Consider the following 19,407-nt stretch of genomic DNA (forward strand, 5'->3'; position numbering starts at 1 on the left):
AGCAAGTTGCTCTTGCTGCCACGAGTTAAATGGTGTGAAAAGTTAATGGAAAAGTAAGGTATTAAGTAGGCAATTTACGATGCAACCATCTTAATACATTCAATAAAAAGACCAGCTCAATGAATAAGCTGGCCTTGGTAAGGAAGGTTAAGCGTGATTGTCTATTAATAGACTAAGCAAAAACTATTTAAGACCCTTGCAGTTGGCGTAGTAGCTCACCGTAGCAGGCCAGTCTGAAAAAATGCCTTGGACACCAACGTCTTGCGCTAGTACGTCAATATAATTCATCATATCACCATCATTATTGATAGCATCGCTAAGACCACTATAGTACCAATCACCACCATCTGTTAATGGCCCTGAACGCTCTATCGACCAAGTAATGATTTTTAGATCATTGGCTTTGGCTTGTTTTGCGTATTCTGATGGCTGCATATTCCCTTTACCATCAGTGGTGACTAATAACCAAAGTGCTGGTGCAATGGTGTTGATGCCGCGTGCTTTGATATCAGCCAATGAGTGCTTCCAAGTGGTTGCGTCATCTTTGTCAAACGTTTTATCTTTAGCAGTTTCATTGCTATCATCGATCAGATAAACGGCATTGGATCCATAAGCTGGCTCGTTTTTGATCCAGTAATCTAGATCTTCTATATTAAATGATTGGGCAAATACATCGCTTGCAGGTACACCTGCTGCCTTGTAGGTATCTATCAGCTGTTGACGATAGTCGTCCAAACGATAGCCATTAAACGGCATGGTCACTGCAGGTACTTTTAGTTCAGGTGTGTGCTTCATGCTTAGCTGGCGCGCCAACGCGATATGCTCTTTTAAGGTCAATACCTTGCCATTTTGCGAGTACAAATCTGTTCGCCAAGGCGCGGTTGCATCCATATACTCACTAATACTGGTTGCTTCTTTATTGCCAGCATCCATCTTACCTGTCAATGTTTTAAACTGAGCGGCACTGATATCTGAGGTGCGACATTCGATACTATCGGCATTAGTAAGTTTACCTGTAGCATCTAATATAGGCGGTACGGTACATTGGTTGGCCAGCGGCGTGGTCAAAATATTAGTCGTGGTGTGCAAATCGTTTTGGGCGTGACGACAGACAAGCTCACCGTCATTGGTAAAAGCGACATCGCATTCCAAGATGCCAGCACCCATTTGTGCTGAAGCCACGTAGCTGTCATAGGTATGTTCAGGCAGCTGTAATGGCGCACCTCGATGCGCAATAGAGAAATCAGTCTTACTTGGCAATTGTCCTTTGCATGCCTGTAGCTCTTCTTTTAATGGCCCCTCATCCATATCATTTATCAGATAAAATGGACGCATTCCATAAGTATATGCAACAGGTGAAGACGATTGTGGCTGTGATTGAGGTTGCGCTGTTGATGTAGGCATTGAGCGGCTATCGGTAGAGCAGCCTACTATCAATAATGAACTGATAAGGGTTAGAGGCAAGGCGATATTAATCTTAGTCAGTGTCTGCTTACTCAGCCCAAGCACTGATTTATTAGAAGTTGTCATGTAAAATGTTCCTGCAAAATTATAAAAAATTCCATCGGCTATATTGATAGGAATTAAAAGATTGATATTTGAGTGTTGGTTGCTACTTACTAAAAGGAGCTAAAGGTCATGATATTGTTGTAAGAGCTCAGCCTTGTAAGGAATTGACCCTGTAAGAATCTAGCATTAATACAGATACAATTGTAGTAAATGCGATAAATAATAGACAAATGACTTTATTTGAATTTGATAGTAGCGAAATTACTAGTTATAAAACGCACCTTTTTACTATTATTCGTTTAGTACCTCGCTATTGACCACGCTTTCAAACTAACAGATGATATTGACCATATAATGACACACATATTATTTGGCAAAAAACACACAAATGCTTAAAGCATGTCTCACTAATTATTAAGGATAACTATGAGTAACTATTTAGATGCAGTCGTCGTTGAGCACAATCCCTCTCAAAAAAAGATAGATCGCGCGGTGATTTGGCTGCATGGTTTAGGTGCTAGCGGTCATGACTTTGAGCCAGTTGTACCGCAGCTTGGACTGGCGAATGAGATGGCAGTACGTTTTATTTTTCCGCATGCACCTAAACGTCCAGTCACAGTAAATGGCGGCATGGTGATGCCAGCATGGTATGACATCATAGAGATGAGTCTTGAGCGTAAAGTAGATGTGGCTCAAATTGAAGAGTCTTCTCAGCAAATACAAGATTTGATTAGACGTGAGATTGAGCGCGGCGTGCTACCAGAGCATATCGTCATTGCAGGATTTTCGCAGGGTGGGGCAGTCGCGTACCATGTAGCACTTGGCTATCCAGAGCGTTTGGCGGGCTTGATGACGCTCTCTACCTACTTAGCAACCAATGACAATATTGAGTATAGTTCTGCCAATAAAGAGATGCCGATTTTGATTGAGCATGGTACTCATGATCCAGTTGTGCCCGTCATTTTAGGTGAGCAAGCACAGCAGTTATTATCAGCAAAAGATTATAATGTGTCTTACAATACATATCCGATGGCACATCAAGTCTGTATGCCGCAGATTCAGAATATTGGTAAATGGTTAAACACTGTTTTGGCTTAATCTATCAAGCTGTAACGTAATGTAATGCAGACTACTTATAGGTTGAAACCTAACCAGTATCTCCTATATAATAGCCAGTCTTATTGGGGATGTTCTGGCTTCGACGCTGGTGATGAAACTCAATGATGCATGTCGAGAGTGTATGTCCTCTCGTTAATAAAACATATATTGTTATAGTCGCAAACGACGAAACTTACGCTCTAGCAGCTTAAACCCTGCTTACTGCGCTGCCGATTACCTATAGTTGGTTAGCCCAGTTGAAGCGTCCGCATATAGGTTCGCCACAAGGGATTGTCTCAATCGCTTGGGTTCAAAAGTAGAGAATCGTCCAATCCATCCTGACTGTCGGATCGGTGAGGACTAAAATTAAAGACAGAAACTAAACATGTAGATTCATGAGCGTAATGCTGGCGGACGCGGGTTCAACTCCCGCCATCTCCACCAAATATTAAAAATCCGATCACTTAGGTGGTCGGATTTTTTTTGTCTAAATTTTATGGTTGATTAAAAGAATAATGATGCTGATGAGCTTTTAATGAGAAAATAAAATTATTTATATAGGTTAATCGTTAAGTCTTTGAAGTTGAGTCAGCATATTTAGGTGTCTATCAAGAACATAATATTAGCTTGTCTTAAAGAATAATTCTGATTATTCTTAATTGAAGCCTATTCTGAGCATTGGATGCTGCAGCAGCAAGAATAAGTGGATTTTCAAACAACTACAAGGAACGTATTATGTTAGGAAAAATGATGTATCAGCCGTTGCTGATCAGTGGTCTGATCGAACACGCTGCCCGTTATCACGGCGATACGGCAGTTCTGTCCAAAGAAGTCGACGGACAGATGACTCATACTAATTGGCTTACTGTCTCAGATAATTCAAAACGATTGGCCAATGCGTTAGCTGTACTGGGACTTAAATCATCAGAACGCATAGCGACTTTGGCTTGGAATAACCGTCGCCACTTAGAAGCTTGGTATGCAATTTCAGGCAGTGGCATGGTTTGCCATACTATCAATCCACGTTTATTCCCCGAGCAGCTCAGTTATATTATCAATGACGCTGATGATCGCGTGCTATTTTTTGATACTACTTTCTTACCGTTAATCATGGCTATCAAAGAGCATATCAAAGGTGTTGAACACTTTATTTGTCTAAGCGACCGAGACGATAGTGTTGTAGAAAAGCTGCCTAATGTATTGTTCTTTGATGAGCTGTTAGCAGAAAGCTCTACTGACTTTGACTGGCCTCAATTCGATGAAGAGACTGCCAGCTCTTTATGCTACACATCAGGCACTACGGGCAACCCTAAAGGGATTTTATATACTCATCGCTCTTCTGTGTTACATGCAATGTCATTATGCATGCCTGATGTCTCTGCGCTATCAGCACAGGACGTCTTGTTACCTGTAGTACCGATGTTCCATGTCAATGCGTGGGGCACTCCTTATGCCGCTGCATTAACTGGATGTTCTCTCATACTTCCTGGTCCCAATCTTGATGGTGACAGCCTGGTATCTCTCATCGATGATTGTCATGTCACGGTTGCTTTAGGTGTTCCAACGATTTGGCAAAGCTTATTGACCGCTGCCAAAGCCAAAGCTAGTAAGCTTGATAGTATGACGCGTACCATCGTTGGAGGGGCGGCATGTCCACCATCGGTAATCAAAACGTTCAGAGAAGATTTCAATTGCGACGCAATACATGGCTGGGGTATGACAGAAACCAGTCCACTTGGAACGATGAATCAAATAAAAGCCAAGCATAAATCGCTGAGTAAAGATGAGATTAATGCGCTGCGTAACTCTCAAGGTCGTCCACCTTACGGCGTTCAACTGCGTCTCATAGATACTGACGAGCCGCTACAGCGAGTTGAAGAAGATGGTATGTCTCAAGGTCGTCTACAAATTAAAGGGCACTGGATTATCAATGATTACTACACAGAAAATCCTGATGCGATAACTGAAGACGGTTGGTTCGACACAGGAGATATTGCTACTATTGATGCCGATGGCTATATGAATATCCGTGATCGCTCAAAAGATTTGATTAAATCTGGTGGGGAGTGGATATCGTCAGTAGAGCTAGAGAATATCGCCGTCGCACATCCGGAGATAAGAATGGCAGCCGCTATTGCTGCAAAGCATAAGAAATGGGGTGAGCGCCCAGTACTGATTGTGGTGAAAGAACCAGATTCGGCGCTAGATGAGTCGCAAGTGCTCAGCTTTTACGAAGGTAAAATCGCCAGCTGGCAAATGCCCGATAAAGTCATATTTGTAGAAAACATCGTACTAAATGGCGCTGGGAAAATGGTTAAAAAAGACCTGCGTGATGACTATGGCAACGTATTAGTAGACATGTGATGGTGTGTTTTTAAAGTTTATATTTGATATCTCAAATTAATAGACCGCTCTAACTATAAGATAGGACGGTTTTTTTTGATATATTTTTCGATTTTGTGAATCTTTAGTATTGTGTTATCGCAATAAAGTCACGTGTAAGTACTAAACATCATCAGGTTCGCAAATTTTTCTGAGATGACTGACTGTATTAATATTAGAGGGAGTACTTTCCCAGTATTTTCTTTCTTTTATAAATAATATTGAGATTAACTTAAAGCATTTTGTTTTGTTACTTAGGTAGAGCTTATATTATTATCTTTAGCTGATTTACACTTTCTGAAACACTAATTTTTAAGTATACACATAGGTCTGCTCAGAGCTGATTGAAGTAAAGTGATAAATGTCGCACTCACATATTAAAGAAGTATAATTGCAGCAATCTATTATAGTAGCGAGTGAGACTTGTTTTCAAAATGGAGCTCGATGATGAAAAAATTTGAAGAAATTTGCTTGCTCGTGATTGATGATATTAAGTTTGGACGAAAAAAAGTGGGGGACAAAATACCTTCCATTCGAGCCATGGCAGAAAAGCACAAGGTGTCTAAAAATACCGTGGTCACGGCTTATAACATTTTACTTGAGCAGCAGTGGATTAAAGCGCTGCCTAAATCAGGGTTTTATGTTGGTGAAGATTTGTCCAGTGCACCGCTGCTCAACTCAGCCCCGTTTTATACAGGCGTTGACTTATTGGAACAGCAAATGGTTAATCAGTCGCATCATAAACCTGGTGCAGGCCGTTATCCTAAAGAGTACATGGATAAGCTAAACCTAGAGCGCTATTTGGGTCAGGCCAGTGATAGTGCTGAAGTGGCACACTTCGATCGTGGTAACGGCGATCCAACTGGCAATGTATTGCTTCGAGGGCTGCTGGCCGATATTCTAAGCAAGCGTGACTTAAAGGTTGAGTCGCAAAATATACTATTGACCTACGGTACCAATCACAGTTTGGATTTGATCATCAGACAGTTTTTGACCAAAGGCGATCATGTGATCATCGAGTCCCCTGGATATTATCCGCTATTTAGTAAGCTTGAGTTGCAACATGTCGGTATCAAAGCCATTAAGAGAACTCGGTTTGGTTTGGATGTAAATAATTTAGAATCCATTATTCTTCAATTTCAGCCTAAAATTTTATTTTTGCAGCCTTTTGCACAGAACCCGACGGGGACAGACTTGACGGTCAAAAATATGGTGGACATTGAAGCATTATGCATCAAGTATAATGTGCTTATTGTGGAAAATGATCCCTTTTTATTGGCAAGAGACGGCGCTGCCAGTTATTTTTTTAATCAAAATTGCTCCGTTATTTACGTCAGTAGTTTTTCCAAGACGGTGTCGGCGTCAATCAGATGTGGCTTTATCGTTGCCTCTCAGGCTGTGATCAAATCGCTTACGCGGCTCAAGATGATCACTGTCATCAACACATCATCTATCATGGAAAATATCCTCAATCATCTGATTACTAGTGGTGCGCTAATCAATCACTTGCAAGCGCTTAGATACTTGTCTGCCAATAAATCAGCCACTGCTATCACTGCGCTAAAAAAAATTGAGGGTCTCACGCTTTATCCGCACAATCCCAGCGGTAATTTTTTATGGTTTCGTATTCCTATGGATGATAAAAAAGCTGTCAATGATGCCAAAAATAATAATATTTTCATCGCCCCAGGCAATCTTTTCTTTCCGTCCGATCCTACTTATTTTGCGCTAAGAGTAAATAAGTTTTATATAGACAAAGCGACGGTCAAGTTCATTAAAACGGTTATATTTAATAATCATTAAATTATATGTTTGCGTATAAATTAAAACTGTTTCTTTTGTATTTAATAAGATTGTAAGTACTTTCGATACAATGCGATTAAATGTCATTAAAACAAATCTTCTTGTATTTCCTTAAAGTTTGCGGATATTAACAGATATTTCTGCAAACCTATTTAGTTAGTTATATCTCATACCTTTCCAATCACCACCTGCCTTAACACAAAAAAATGTATTAAAAATGGGTACAGTTTTCTATTAGGAAGCCTGTCTGTACCCTTGGAAATATACAGTACCCATGATACTTCTATTGTAGTTGATACTAGTCATTTTCCTATGGAAAGGCGGACTGGTAGAAATATCATAAGGAAGAAAGCAAGGCTTACAAGGAGAAAAACTGTGTTGGCATTACTGGGATTTTTGACGATTTTCGTATTTTTGGCGTTGATATTGACTAAAAAGGTATCCGTCATTGTGGCACTGATTCTCGTGCCTGTCGTTTTTGCTTTAATCGGCGGCTTTGGCGCGGAGCTTGGTGGCTTTATGCTGGATGGCATTGTGGGCGTAGCACCAACGGGCATTATGTTAGGGTTTGCCATTTTGTTTTTTGGGGTGATGAACAATGCTGGTTTGTTTGATCCGCTTATCTCGCGGGTATTAAAATTGGTTAAAGGGGATCCAGTTAAAATCTGTATCGGTACTGTCATAATTGCCATGGTAGCGCATTTGGATGGCTCTGGAGCATCGACTTTTTTAATTACCATTCCAGCCCTGCTACCACTATATAACAAACTGGGTATTAATCGCATCATATTGGCTGGTTTGGTGGCGCTGGGCGCAGGTACGATGAACATGACACCTTGGGGCGGTCCAACTGCGCGTGCTGCCGCTGCATTAGAGGTGAGTACCGCACAGTTATTTAATCCGCTTATTCCTGCGTTTCTAGCCGGCGTGGTTTGGATTGTGTTTGTGGCTTATCTGGTAGGTAAAAAAGAGCGTAAACGCTTGGGTATTCAGGACATGGAGCATAGCCTGAATGATGAGCTGAGCGTAGAAGAGTGCCGTATGCGCCGACCCAAACTATTTTGGTTTAATTTGATTTTAACAGTATTGACCATTGTTGCGTTGGTGCAAGTGTGGCTGCCATTACCAATCGTCTTTATGCTAGCGTTTGCCATTGCCGTGCTTATCAATTATCCCAAGCCTGACGATCAGATGGACCAGATAAAATCGCAATCAGTTGGTATGATTACCGTGGTATCTATTATTTTTGCAGCAGGTATTTTTACAGGTATTTTATCAGGCACGGAGATGATTTCTGCAATGGCAACTGCGTTGGTGCAGATTATTCCAGACACAGTTGGCGGTTCTATGGGTGTCATTGTTGCGATACTGAGCATGCCCTTAAGTTTGGTGTTTACACCTGATGCATACTACTTCGGTGTGATGCCCATTTTGGCGCAGACCGCGAGTGCTTATGGAATTGACCCTGTACAAATTGGTCAAGCATCTATGATGGGGCAGATGACGACTGGATTTCCACTCAGTCCACTGACCGCATCGACATTCTTATTGATTGGTCTAGCAGGTGTGGAATTGAGTGACCATCAAAAATTTGTCTTTAAATGGGCGTTTGGTACCACACTGGTCATGACTATTGTGGCCGTGATTACGGGCGTGATTATCTAAGTTAGTCATAGGGAGTAAGGTATGAAAACTATTAAAATTGGGTCTGGCGCAGGTTATGCTGATGACAGATTAGAACCCGCCCTTGATGTCATGGCACATGGAGATGTGGACTATATTGTTTTTGAATGTCTGGCTGAGCGTACGATTGCCATTGCTCAGCAGCGTAAAATACAGTATCCAGATGAAGGCTATGATAGCTTGCTTGAGTACCGAATGGCGCAAGTATTGCCACTATGTGTAGAAAAAAAAATAAAAATAATTAGCAATATGGGTGCTGCTAATCCAAAAGCCGCTGCTGAAAAGATCAAACAAATTGCTGAGCAGCAAGGATTACATAGTTTAAAAATCGCTGCCGTTACGGGCGATGATGTATTCGCGGATATTGCGCTTTACCAACAAAAGACGCTGCTTGAAAACGGTCGATCTATTGCAGATCTTGGCGACTCTATTGTATCCGCAAATGCTTATGTCGGGGCCAAAAGTATCGTACAAGCGCTGAACGCAGGTGCAGATATTGTCATCACTGGCCGCGCCGCTGATCCCTCACTCTTTCTTGGACCGATGGTTTATGAGTTTGGCTGGTCTTTTGATGATGTGGATTTGATTGGCAAAGGTACTATTGGCGGTCACCTGATGGAATGTGGTGCTCAGATTACTGGCGGTTATTTTGCGGACCCTGAATACCAGGATGTGCCTGAGCTTTGGAATGTTGGATTTCCCATCTTAGAGGTGGCAGAAAATGGAGAGTACACCGTTACCAAACTACCAAATGCTGGCGGGTTGGTTTCTGAAGCCACAGTAAAAGAGCAGTTGCTGTACGAAATCCATGACCCTTCCAGCTATCTCACCCCAGATGTGATTGTCGACTTCTCTCACGTAACTGTCAAAGAGATTGATAATAATTTGGTTCAAGTATCTGGTGGATCAGGTAAACCTAAAACCGGTTTATTGAAAACAAGTATCGGCTATAAAGACGGCTATATTGCGGAAGCGGAAATCAGTTATGGTGGTTCAGGCGCGGTAAAAAGAGCAAGGCTTGCACAGGTTGTTATCGAAAACAGACTTGCCGCCCAGCATATTGAGCCTATCGAAATACGTTATGACTTTATCGGACTTAATTCATTATATGGCAATGAGCTTACCGACACGGAGGAGGCGGACGAGGTGCGACTGCGAGTTGCGGCGCGTACCATGGACGAAACAATGGCACAAGCTATTGCCCGAGAGGTCAAATCATTATACACCAATGGCCCTGCAGGTGGCGGCGGTATTCGCTCGAGCATTCAAGCTATCGTAACTATTGGCTCTATTTTAATTCCAGCAACCGATACGGACATGACCGTTTCATATTGGGAGGTCAAATAAATGAAACTACGTGAAATCGCCCATTCTCGCACTGGAGATAAAGGTAATATCTCTAATATTTCTTTAATAGCGTTTGAGGATACAGATTATGAAATGCTCAAAGATAAGGTAACGGCTGTTGTGGTCAAAGAATGGTTTAAAAATATCGTTGAGGGTGATGTCGTCCGTTACGAGTTGCCAAAATTGAATGCTTTCAACTTTGTACTGTATGGCGCGCTAGGTGGCGGAGTGACAAAGTCTTTGGCGCAAGACATGCATGGAAAAAGCTTCAGCTCAAAGCTGCTAGACTTAGAAATATAGATAAGAGTGGATAATAGAACACCAGATACAACAAAGCCCCTAATATTATATCAGGGGCTTTAGCTGTTCTATAAGATAGTATAGGACTATGTAATGGTACCCGGAGCCGGACTTGAACCGGCACGCTATTGCTAGCGAGGGATTTTAAATCCCTTGTGTCTACCAATTTCACCACCCGGGCAAAACTTGTTTTATCTAAATTGTAAACTAGCTGATAGACCATCTAGTTACTAGATAAGTGGTCGCTATTATAATCGGTTATGATAATAATGCAAGCCAAAATTAACGTAAAGTTAATAAATAATTGGAGGCTGGAGTCGGAATCGAACCGGCGTTAACGGAGTTGCAGTCCGCTGCATGACCACTCTGCCATCCAGCCAATCAAGGTCGCCTATATTAGCAAAAATATAGTAAATTACAAGCCCTTTTTTCGTTAAAAACAGGTTATTTATTATCTTATTTATATTTAGCCTTAATTTAGAGGCATTTAAGCTATTAATGGGCTTTTTCAAATCATCAGAAAGCTAGTACTCAATGGTGACTGCTTAAAATATAATGGCGATAATAGGCTAAACAATATCTCTATTGTCACGTTTGGCATTTTTAACATCGCGATAAGTAGCCGTGCAAATTAATACTAGTACGCCAAGAGTAATGGCAGGCCAGATTAAGATATATAAGCCGTATATAAAAATGTTGTCCATGATATCTCCTTATAATATTGTTAAGTAATGATTAGCCAGATATTACTGACTAATCATTACCCGGATAAAGCGAATTCAATTTAAGATTTAGGTGACGATAGAGTTTCTGACTTTTTATCGTAATTGCCCACTCGCTGCTTAATTAAATCAAAATCGAAGTGCTCATCTCCCATCAAGCTAACAATGACACAGACGACCGTACTGGCGCCGTAAGCTGTTAGAGAAGCTAATAAGACCATATACTGACGTAAGAAGCCAGTGGCAAATATAAGCATCAACACTAGCGTGACAGCTGCGGCTACCATGCCAATCTTACGACCTAAGAACCCAAAGACCATTAACCCAATAACGACTGCTGCACCGACACTAGATAGTACTTCAAAGAATAACGCAGTGGCACCTGTAATGGGAACCAACTCAAAGCGAGCCACACAAAATAAGAGTAGTCCGACGATAACTGCTGAGGTAAAGGCGGTGTTGGTGACACGATTCCAAAACACACTAGCAATAACAGGGAAGACAATAGCGCCCCATAGTGCACCAACGAATACTAGCATGACGAGAATATCAAGCTTAAAGCTCGCAAAGATGAGTCCAGTCGCTGTCGCCACAATCATTGTACCGCGACCAATTAGCATCATCGTTTTAGGTTTTACATGGCCTTTTTTAGCAATGTTTTTACCGTAGACATCCGCCATCATAATGGTTGATAGCGCGGATAAATCTGAGTCAGCAGTTGAGGACAATGACCCAATCACTAAGATAAAAAACAAGGCAATAAAGACGGGATGTAGATAAGTACTAACCATTTGAGGGATTAGGTTGTTCATATTGCCATCAAGTGGTTCAACACCAATAGTGACCGCCATTAACCCAATCATACCAAGACCGATGACGATACCCGCATAGCCAACCGTAGCAGTGACAAAAGTTGCTTTAATTTTGGTCTTATCAATTGCAAATAGGCGCTGAGTGATGGTTTGATTACCGATAGCGTATGCCAATACGGCGACAAAATAAGGCGCACCTTGTTGGAAGAATGCTTCAGAAGAGAAAAAATTCTGTTGCTCCAAGGTCAGGTTCGACAGTCCGCTGACCATGACTTCAGGGCCGCCCATAGCAAATAACACTGCTGGGATAATGACAATACCAATCGCCATCAAAGCAACCAATTGGGCAAAGTCAGTGAATACTGATGCCCGAAAGCCTGACGTCAACGTATAACTGAGGACACCAATACCTGCAATCATTACCCCTGTTTGGAACGATAACGGCGATAGAACAGACACCAATGCGCCAGCAGCAGTGAAGTTGACCATCAAGCTAATTAAACTGCCCATAATATTAGATATGGCTAAGATTAATTGGCTTGATGAACCGTGGCGGGCATGGATAAGCTCACCCAATGTATGGCCATCTGGTGCCAGTTCACGAAAGCGCATGCCAAAGGGATAGATGAATAAAATCATCAACGCGCCCCAAAAACCATAGTGTATTGGCCCTGATACCCCATATTTGTAACCAGAGGTGGCAGCGGCATAAAATGAGGCTGCCCAGATCCAAGTGGCGGTCATACTGGCTGCACCCATACCGAAACCAACACCATGACCTGCGACCATAAAGCCAGAAGTTGTCTCTTTGTCTTTTTTAATTAATAAAGACAGTAAGTAGGTACCGCCATAAAATGCTAATAACAATAAAATAATCGACAATGATGAAAATTGGAACAACGACTCAGTTTTCAAACTCAGACCTCGCAATTGTTAGTTAATGAATAAAGTTAGGTGATATGAAAGATACCAAACCATTAGGAATGCAATAGGGTTAGCATCACCTATGCATTAGATATATGTGGCTACTGTAAGTAGCGTAAATGTTAGCTGTATTGGTAAGTTGCTATCAACAATTTACTTCCGATTTGACGAATCACAGAGTGTCAAATTAAAGAAAGCAAAAACGATAGGCACGAGTAAATGGATAGACCATTACGCCATTAATATGCATACACAAAGGTAGCTGAGTGCTAAAGAAATCTCATTTGATGAGTGTCTATAGCGGAACTACGAATAAGCACTAAGCCATGATTGCATGACCCGAACTCGGTTTAGACAGCCTTATCAGCTGTAATAAGCAATAGGTAAAAAGCCTTTTTCTAGCTATTGCAATTGAGGTGTTACTGAGTGGCACTAATAAATAAAACTACAGATTTGTTAAGCGCCTGTAACATTTCTGCGTGATAAGAGTACCCTATTATGTTGCTAACCTCAAACATTATCCGATATTTACCGGCTAATGACCGAAGATGACATATAAGTGTTTATTTAAAGGATTTTAATAAGATGTTGAAATATAAGGGGCTGTTAGGGTCAATATCGAGCGATATATCGCTATTAGCTAAATTATGATTATGAATGATTAACTGAAAGCTTCATTAGAAAGAAAGGGATAATGAGCGATAGATGGTTGTTCTCGATGAACAAGTAGAAGTGAGTTTTTAAATATTATCTTGTTTGGTATAGTAAGTGACTCGGTTATCACGTAAGAATCCAGCCAACCCTAGGCCGTAACGCTCGGCCACGCGTACTGCTGTACTGGTAGGTGCTGACATACCAATCAGCCAAGGAATTTGACTTCGAATAGACTTTTGAACCAGTTCAATAGATAGACGTGAAGTCATGAGTACACAGCTAACGTCTATTTTTTGGCGTAATTGCCAGCCTATGAGTTTATCAAGTGCATTATGGCGACCTACGTCTTCAAATAAATATAGCTGCTGATTATGGATCGTCGCTGCGGCATGTACCGCACCTGTCAGTTGGTGCGTATGCTGTGCGGCGTCCACTTGTTGACGCAGTGCTAATAGATAGTCGAGGCTTGGCGCGATTGTCTGAGAGTTATCAATATTATTCTGTTGGTTATGTTCATGTTTTAAATAACCCTGTGAGTACGCGCTTAGATCAGGCAAAGCTTGCGTCAATCCAGTAATACCGCACATACCGCAGCCTGTACGCCCTGCGAGCTGACGTTTTTGTGCTTGGATACGTTGATGACAGCGCTGACTTAATACCAATTCCACGACATAGATATCGTAATCTTGGAATTGCTGTAAGCTTTGCTCAACTGATGCTGAATCAAAACCTTCGTCATTCGAACCTTGAGCAAACTTTTGGTAGCTAGCAAGATCTGCAAGGTGAGTCACTTCCCAATCGAGCAATTCGTGGCTGTGTTGAATTAAGCCTTCGCTAAATAAGAACCCAACCGCCAAATACTCTAGTTGGTGAGGACTGGCCATCAGCACAGCATAATGAATTCCATTAATAACTATTGAGACCGCAGCTTCAACTGCTAAGCTGGTGGTCTGAGATTCGATTTGAATGCGAGAGTCATGATTAGGGTTATTACTAATTGACGGATAATGATGCTTTTGAGCTAAATGACTACGAGAAAGAGGTGTCTCTGACAAACCATCATTATCAGGTGCCTCAGGTGCCTCAGGTGCAACTCTCTTAGTGTCAGTTGAATTGTCTATCATAACGGAATCGGCAAAAACTCCATTTTGTTCAGCATTATCTTCGATTGTTATCACGTTTAATCATGGCCTAAAAGTATGAGGGTGTTGATGGTTATCTAGAGGGGTAGCCAATGAAAACGACATTTCCATTGGCTACTCACATTATGGCTTACGCAGGCGTCGCTATTGATGTGTTTGCCTCTACACGCTCCAAAACGACGGTCGTTGATTTGTACGCTGGGATATGGGAGTCTGGCGCATGTGTTTCTAAATCAAAAAGGTCATTGCATTCAGGGTAGTAAGCGGCAACAGCATTAGAAGCAATATCCATTTCGCTCAATACCAATGGGCCTAATACGCGTGGCTGCTCCAGACTGTCTTTAGCACGCTGACGAGTGACCATCACACGGTCACCTTTTTGCCACCCTAGACGGCTTATCTCGTCGGGATGCATAAATAGCACATCACGGCGATCCGTTTGACGATAACGGTCTTTAAACCCAAAAATCATGGTGTTGAATTGATCATGGCTACGGACACTGGTTAATTGCCAAATTTTTTGCGCGGTATCTTCATGGTTATCCGTATCGTTTGCGGCAGCCATTTGTGCTGCGACAAAAGTAATCGGATATTGTGGCACTTCAAATTGGGCTTTGCCGCTTTCGGTATTCCATACATGATGGCGCGCTGCATGATATAAATGGAAGCCACGCTCAGAGGTGCGAATACGCTGGTTAAAGTCTTCAAAACCATTAATAGCTTGAGCGATATAGTCTCGAATAATATCAAAATCTTCACCCATCGCAAGCCAAGGAATAGCTGAGTCAGCGCCGAGTACATGAGTCGCAATATCCGCCACGATTTGCGCTTCAGATTTCAAGGTATCACTAACAGGTTTGAGCTTACCTTGAGTGGGTACAACCTGACACATAGAGTCTTCGATAGTAGCGAATTGCTCACCTTTAGTCGTAAGGATATGCTCAGTACGTCCTAAGCAAGGCAGGATTAAATTATTTGCACCAGGATATAGCATTGTCTCATTAAGCTTAGTACCGACAAATATATTAAGCTGAGTAGTGGTTAATGCTTGCTCAATAGCACTAGTATCAGGTGCGGCTACTGCGTAATTACCACCCATACCCATAAAGACTTTTAGCTTACCAGCGATAAGCGCCTTGGCGCCTGTGACGACATCATAGCCATGTTCCTGTGGCATAGGATGCTCAAACACACGTTCTAAACTGTCTAGTAAGATTTTACTAGGACGCTCATGGATACCCATGGTGCGATCACCCTGTACGTTGGAATGTCCACGCACTGGAGATGCACCTGCACCATCGATACCAATCATGCCCATCAGCAGGAGTAAGTTGGTAATCATCGCGACATTGTCATCACCCTGCACGTGCTGAGTAATACCCATACCCCAAGTACAAATCGTTGCAGGACTATTAGCTACTAGCTCAGCAAGATTGATAATATCTGCTTGAGAGATACCGCAGCCAAGCGTGATATCTGTCCATGATTGCTCTGTTAGCCACTGTTTTAGAGGTTCAAAACCTGAAGTATGAGTGGTAATAAAATCATGATTTATTTTATCGTTTTCGATCAACCATTTAGCAATACCCGTCAATAACGCTGCATCACCACCGATTTGAATCTGAATGACATCGTCGACTACATCATTGCTTTGACCGGCTGCCATATGAATTGGCTTTTGCGGGTTTCTAAACTTGCTTAATCCTTGCTCACGCATCGGATTGATTGAAATAACTCGGCACCCTTGCTCATGTGCGTGTGCAAGCATTTCGAGCATACGTGGATGGTTAGTCGCTGGGTTTTGTCCAAACATTAGTATCAGCTTAGCCTGCTCAAAATCTTCTAGCATCACCGTTGCTTTACCAATACCTAGCTGTCTGCTTAGCATGACGGAGGTTGGCTCGTGACACATATTTGAGCAATCAGGTAAGTTATTGGTACCAAAGCAGCGTACAAATAACTGAAATAAGAAGGCGGGCTCATTGGTCACACGGCCTGACGTATAAAATAGCGCTTCATCAGGTGAGTCAAGCTGTCCGAACTGCTCAGCGATTAAGCCATAAGCGGTTTCCCAAGGAATAGGAACGTAGCGATCTTGAGCTGCATCGTAATACATTGGCTCTGATAAGCGACCACTATGCTCAAGCTCATAACCAGTCCAACTCTGTAACTCAGTGACAGTATGCCGCGCAAAAAACTCGGCATCTGCTTTGTGGGTCATAGTCTCGCTGGCAATGACCTTGATACCGTTCTCACAGACATCGATAGCTTTATGTGATTTATGGTCAGGCCAGGCACATCCTGGGCAGTCAAATCCACCTTGAGGCTGGTTGCTTTTGAATACGCTGATGCCGCCGCGTAAAAATGTCTTATAGTCCATGAGTTTTTGGGTAGATGAGATCAGCGCAGGCCAACCAGCAGCAGGATGGGAGTAAATAGGGATTTTGCGCATGACAGACCTCATATATAAATGATAACAGCGAAGTTTTGATAGACAACAACTATATAATGGTCAGTGAAAAGTTCATATAAGTATTAACTATAGATAACAAAAAAACCTTTAAGAAATGAATTGACCCCCAAGTGTTGGACGGTTTAGTTCTTAAAGGTTTGGATGATTGATTCACATCAACATGTGATGTGACATCATATTTGAAACATAGATTTTAATAACGGGCATCTTTAGGTTTTTTTCCAGAAGGCCAGTCGTTTACTTTACCAGAGAAGTCAGGACGAGGCTGATGGGTAAAGTATTGTGCCACATCTACGGCATCTTGGTCACTCAGAACATTACCATGACCCCATAGGCCTTTGGTCTGAATCCCCATTGGCATGTTATACTTAACAAAAGCCGCTGCTTTATAAGTACGCGCCATGCCAGCACCTATATTAAACGACTCGTCACCCCACAGTGGAGGAAAGACAATATCACCACGTCTGTCTTTGATGCCTTCGCCATTATCACCGTGACAGGAAGCGCATTGAGCTTGGTAAATTTTTTCGCCACGCACTGGGTCGGGTATCAGTGAGTTGTCGATTTCCCCTGCATTATTGATATCGACCTTTTGATTTCTAGGCGTGTTTTGCGATAACCATTCCATGTAAGCCATCATCGCTAGCATCTCAGGAGACTCTCGATCTAAAGGCTGACCATTCATAGAACGCTGAAAACAACCGTTAATGCGTGCTTCTAAATCGACTTCTGTACCAGAACGTGGCATCACGCGTGGATAGGTGTTATAGCTGTTAATATATGGATCGCCCAGTGGCACCTTGCCCTGTGAGATATGGCAGCTATTGCAGTTCATTTGTGCACCCACGTTCTCTGGTAGCAAGCGCTTTGTTTCGTTCAATAAGCGCTTTCCATAGAATATTTCATCAGCGTTTGGTTCATCGGTGATAGCAGTATCTTGTGGCAAGGTATAACTGCCGATATCTTCGTTAGCATCATCAGCTGTGACCATGTTGAATTCTGGAGCATTGCGTTCTGCAGGCTCGGGGCTTGAGCAGCCGTTTACACCCATGACACCTATGCTGAAGGCACAAAAAGCAAGGGTTGGTAATTTAAATGATAATCTACTCATTAGTTTGCTCCTTCTTCTGTAGCATCAATGCTGAGGTCTGGGGCTATATCGGTACTGGTCTTTGGTTTTTTGGCAAGAAATGCCCGCATTTTGACCACATCATCGACATTGATTTCTGGTGCTTGGTTGGTCCAGCTGTTGCGCACATAGTTGACTACTTCAGCCACGTCAGTATCACTTAAGTTGGAAAACTCGGGCATGGTAAAGGCCATTCGGTCATATTCAGTTTCAGGCATCCTGCCGCCGCTGAGCGTAATTTGTAATACTGAATCTGCTTTATTAGAGTAAATCGCGCTATTGCCATCGAGAGCAGGGAATATACGTGCGACGCCTTGACCATCAGCGCGATGACAAACTTGGCAGTATTCGGCATAGAGTATGGCACCGCGTGAATCATAGTCGCCATCAAGCAGTTTTTGCGTAGTGATGTCTTTTTTCTCTGGGAGTGTTTTTTCTTTATTCGGAGCAGGTGTTAGTGTTTTTAAATAAGAGGACATAGCATTGATATCGTAGTCAGTCATGTATTGCGTACTGTGTTCGACTACTTCGGCCATCGCACCAAAGGCAGCTGTGGTGTCTGTGCGTCCTGTTTTAAAGAAGTTATTTAATTCTTCGGTTGTCCAAGTACCAAGTCCGCGATGTTCGCCACGTATACTTTTGGCGCGCCACCCATCAATGACAGCACCGCTTAAGTATTCGTCAGAATCAGCATTGCTCAAAGCGATTTCTTGAAAACCAATCCCGCGATCTGTATGACAAGAGCCACAATGACCAGGGCCTTCAACTAAATATTGACCACGAGTCAATAGCTCATCGTCTGTCTCAGGGACAAAGTCACGTTTAGAATCAAATAAAACTTGCCAGTATGCCAATGGCCAGCGCCAATTTGCTACTGGTGGTAACTCACTTTGGAGATTGGGCTGATTGACGGGTTCGACAGCAGACATAAAAAAGGCATACATAGCAGCTACATCTTCATCAGGCATCAGCTGGTATGAGGGGTAAGGCATGGCAGGATAAAGTGCTTTGTTGTCAGGGCTCACGCCATGTTTGACTGCATTTTTGAAGTCATAAAAACTGTAGTTGCCAATGCCTGTTTCTTGGTCGGGGGTGATATTGGTAGAGTAGATGGCGCCCAGTGGTGTCAGCATTGGTAGGCCACCAGCATAAGCCTCACCTTCTAAGGTGGTATGACAAGCGACACAGTCAGCAGTACGTGCAACATATTCGCCTTTTTTGATTAAAGCGGGGTCGGTAATATCGACCTCTATATTGCTATTGCTGGTGCGCATGTTTGGTAATATTTGCCCAATGATATAAGCAGCAGCCAGTCCGAGAATCGCTGCTACGATAATAATCAGTGACCACTTTTTCATAAGTTCACCCTCGATAAATAACGGTTCCATCTCGCTGTTGGTCACGTCAATGAATGGTTGTTCGTGAGTTG

13 protein-coding genes, 2 tRNA genes and 1 other RNA gene are annotated in these 19,407 nt (G+C 42.5%); 7 read left to right on the plus strand and 9 right to left on the minus strand.

Annotated features, from left to right (window positions below):
* Nucleotides 1–183: 183 nt before the first annotated feature.
* Complete coding sequence (locus ACT3QR_RS00880) at nt 184–1,530, minus strand: glycerophosphodiester phosphodiesterase family protein (RefSeq protein WP_444519517.1); 1,347 nt, start codon at nt 1,528–1,530, stop codon at nt 184–186.
* A gap of 405 nt (nt 1,531–1,935) precedes the next feature.
* Here ACT3QR_RS00880 and ACT3QR_RS00885 point away from each other — a divergent pair, with 405 nt between their 5' ends.
* The 7 genes from ACT3QR_RS00885 (at nt 1,936) to ACT3QR_RS00915 (ending at nt 10,122) form a co-directional block, all read left to right on the plus strand.
* The gene (locus ACT3QR_RS00885; protein WP_444519518.1) at nt 1,936–2,607 is read left to right on the plus strand and encodes an alpha/beta hydrolase; all 672 of its coding nucleotides are present in this window, start codon (nt 1,936–1,938) and stop codon (nt 2,605–2,607) included.
* An 85-nt stretch (nt 2,608–2,692) separates the two neighbouring features.
* Nucleotides 2,693–3,051: a transfer-messenger RNA gene (gene ssrA / locus ACT3QR_RS00890) on the plus strand.
* 291 nt (nt 3,052–3,342) lie between these two features.
* The gene (locus ACT3QR_RS00895; protein ID WP_444519519.1) at nt 3,343–4,971 is read left to right on the plus strand and encodes a long-chain fatty acid--CoA ligase; all 1,629 of its coding nucleotides are present in this window, start codon (nt 3,343–3,345) and stop codon (nt 4,969–4,971) included.
* A 462-nt stretch (nt 4,972–5,433) separates the two neighbouring features.
* Nucleotides 5,434–6,792 (plus strand): aminotransferase-like domain-containing protein, encoded by a 1,359-nt coding sequence (locus tag ACT3QR_RS00900; protein WP_444519520.1) that lies wholly within the window; start codon nt 5,434–5,436, stop codon nt 6,790–6,792.
* A gap of 375 nt (nt 6,793–7,167) precedes the next feature.
* Nucleotides 7,168–8,457, plus strand: a complete 1,290-nt coding sequence (locus ACT3QR_RS00905; RefSeq protein ID WP_444519521.1) for a CitMHS family transporter — start codon at nt 7,168–7,170, stop codon at nt 8,455–8,457.
* A gap of 21 nt (nt 8,458–8,478) precedes the next feature.
* A complete protein-coding gene (locus ACT3QR_RS00910; RefSeq protein ID WP_444519522.1) occupies nt 8,479–9,822 on the plus strand; it encodes an acyclic terpene utilization AtuA family protein in 1,344 nt (447 codons plus the stop codon).
* Entirely contained in the window at nt 9,823–10,122 is a 300-nt protein-coding gene (locus ACT3QR_RS00915; protein WP_444519523.1) for an AtuA-related protein, read from the plus strand. It abuts the gene before it with no gap.
* A gap of 94 nt (nt 10,123–10,216) precedes the next feature.
* Here the strand turns inward: ACT3QR_RS00915 and ACT3QR_RS00920 are convergent.
* The 8 genes from ACT3QR_RS00920 to ACT3QR_RS00955 all read right to left on the minus strand — a co-directional run bounded on the left by ACT3QR_RS00920 (nt 10,217) and on the right by ACT3QR_RS00955 (nt 19,336).
* Nucleotides 10,217–10,303: transfer RNA gene (locus ACT3QR_RS00920), tRNA-Leu, on the minus strand.
* A gap of 124 nt (nt 10,304–10,427) precedes the next feature.
* Nucleotides 10,428–10,501: transfer RNA gene (locus tag ACT3QR_RS00925), tRNA-Cys, on the minus strand.
* A gap of 190 nt (nt 10,502–10,691) precedes the next feature.
* Nucleotides 10,692–10,826: a putative transporter small subunit gene (locus ACT3QR_RS00930; protein ID WP_444519524.1), complete on the minus strand. Its 135-nt coding sequence runs from the start codon at nt 10,824–10,826 to the stop codon at nt 10,692–10,694.
* A gap of 80 nt (nt 10,827–10,906) precedes the next feature.
* Complete coding sequence (locus ACT3QR_RS00935; protein ID WP_444519838.1) at nt 10,907–12,556, minus strand: sodium:solute symporter family protein; 1,650 nt, start codon at nt 12,554–12,556, stop codon at nt 10,907–10,909.
* Between the two features lie 764 nt (nt 12,557–13,320).
* Nucleotides 13,321–14,358, minus strand: a complete 1,038-nt coding sequence (locus tag ACT3QR_RS00940) for a formate dehydrogenase accessory sulfurtransferase FdhD (RefSeq protein ID WP_444519525.1) — start codon at nt 14,356–14,358, stop codon at nt 13,321–13,323.
* A gap of 148 nt (nt 14,359–14,506) precedes the next feature.
* Nucleotides 14,507–16,828: an FdhF/YdeP family oxidoreductase gene (locus ACT3QR_RS00945; protein WP_444519526.1), complete on the minus strand. Its 2,322-nt coding sequence runs from the start codon at nt 16,826–16,828 to the stop codon at nt 14,507–14,509.
* Nucleotides 16,829–17,042: 214 nt separating this feature from the next.
* Nucleotides 17,043–17,960, minus strand: a complete 918-nt coding sequence (locus ACT3QR_RS00950) for a c-type cytochrome (protein WP_444519527.1) — start codon at nt 17,958–17,960, stop codon at nt 17,043–17,045.
* Entirely contained in the window at nt 17,960–19,336 is a 1,377-nt protein-coding gene (locus tag ACT3QR_RS00955; protein ID WP_444519528.1) for a c-type cytochrome, read from the minus strand. Before ACT3QR_RS00955 ends, ACT3QR_RS00950 begins: the two co-directional genes overlap by 1 nt.
* Nucleotides 19,337–19,407 lie beyond the last annotated feature (71 nt).

Source organism: Psychrobacter sp. AOP7-B1-25 (assembly GCF_052376195.1).
GTDB lineage: Bacteria > Pseudomonadota > Gammaproteobacteria > Pseudomonadales > Moraxellaceae > Psychrobacter.

Bases quoted from the DNA above. Each gene is read 5' to 3' on its own strand.
- ACT3QR_RS00915 (WP_444519523.1), top strand. From the start codon at position 9,823: ATGAAACTACGTGAAATCGCCCATTCTCGCACTGGAGATAAAGGTAAT.
- ACT3QR_RS00885 (WP_444519518.1), top strand. From the start codon at position 1,936: ATGAGTAACTATTTAGATGCAGTCGTCGTTGAGCACAATCCCTCTCAA.
- ACT3QR_RS00900 (WP_444519520.1), top strand. From the start codon at position 5,434: ATGATGAAAAAATTTGAAGAAATTTGCTTGCTCGTGATTGATGATATT.
- ACT3QR_RS00910 (WP_444519522.1), top strand. From the start codon at position 8,479: ATGAAAACTATTAAAATTGGGTCTGGCGCAGGTTATGCTGATGACAGA.
- ACT3QR_RS00880 (WP_444519517.1), bottom strand. From the start codon at position 1,530: ATGACAACTTCTAATAAATCAGTGCTTGGGCTGAGTAAGCAGACACTG.
- ACT3QR_RS00930 (WP_444519524.1), bottom strand. From the start codon at position 10,826: ATGGACAACATTTTTATATACGGCTTATATATCTTAATCTGGCCTGCC.
- ACT3QR_RS00955 (WP_444519528.1), bottom strand. From the start codon at position 19,336: ATGAAAAAGTGGTCACTGATTATTATCGTAGCAGCGATTCTCGGACTG.
- ACT3QR_RS00895 (WP_444519519.1), top strand. From the start codon at position 3,343: ATGTTAGGAAAAATGATGTATCAGCCGTTGCTGATCAGTGGTCTGATC.
- ACT3QR_RS00945 (WP_444519526.1), bottom strand. From the start codon at position 16,828: ATGCGCAAAATCCCTATTTACTCCCATCCTGCTGCTGGTTGGCCTGCG.
- ACT3QR_RS00950 (WP_444519527.1), bottom strand. From the start codon at position 17,960: ATGAGTAGATTATCATTTAAATTACCAACCCTTGCTTTTTGTGCCTTC.
- ACT3QR_RS00940 (WP_444519525.1), bottom strand. From the start codon at position 14,358: ATGATAGACAATTCAACTGACACTAAGAGAGTTGCACCTGAGGCACCT.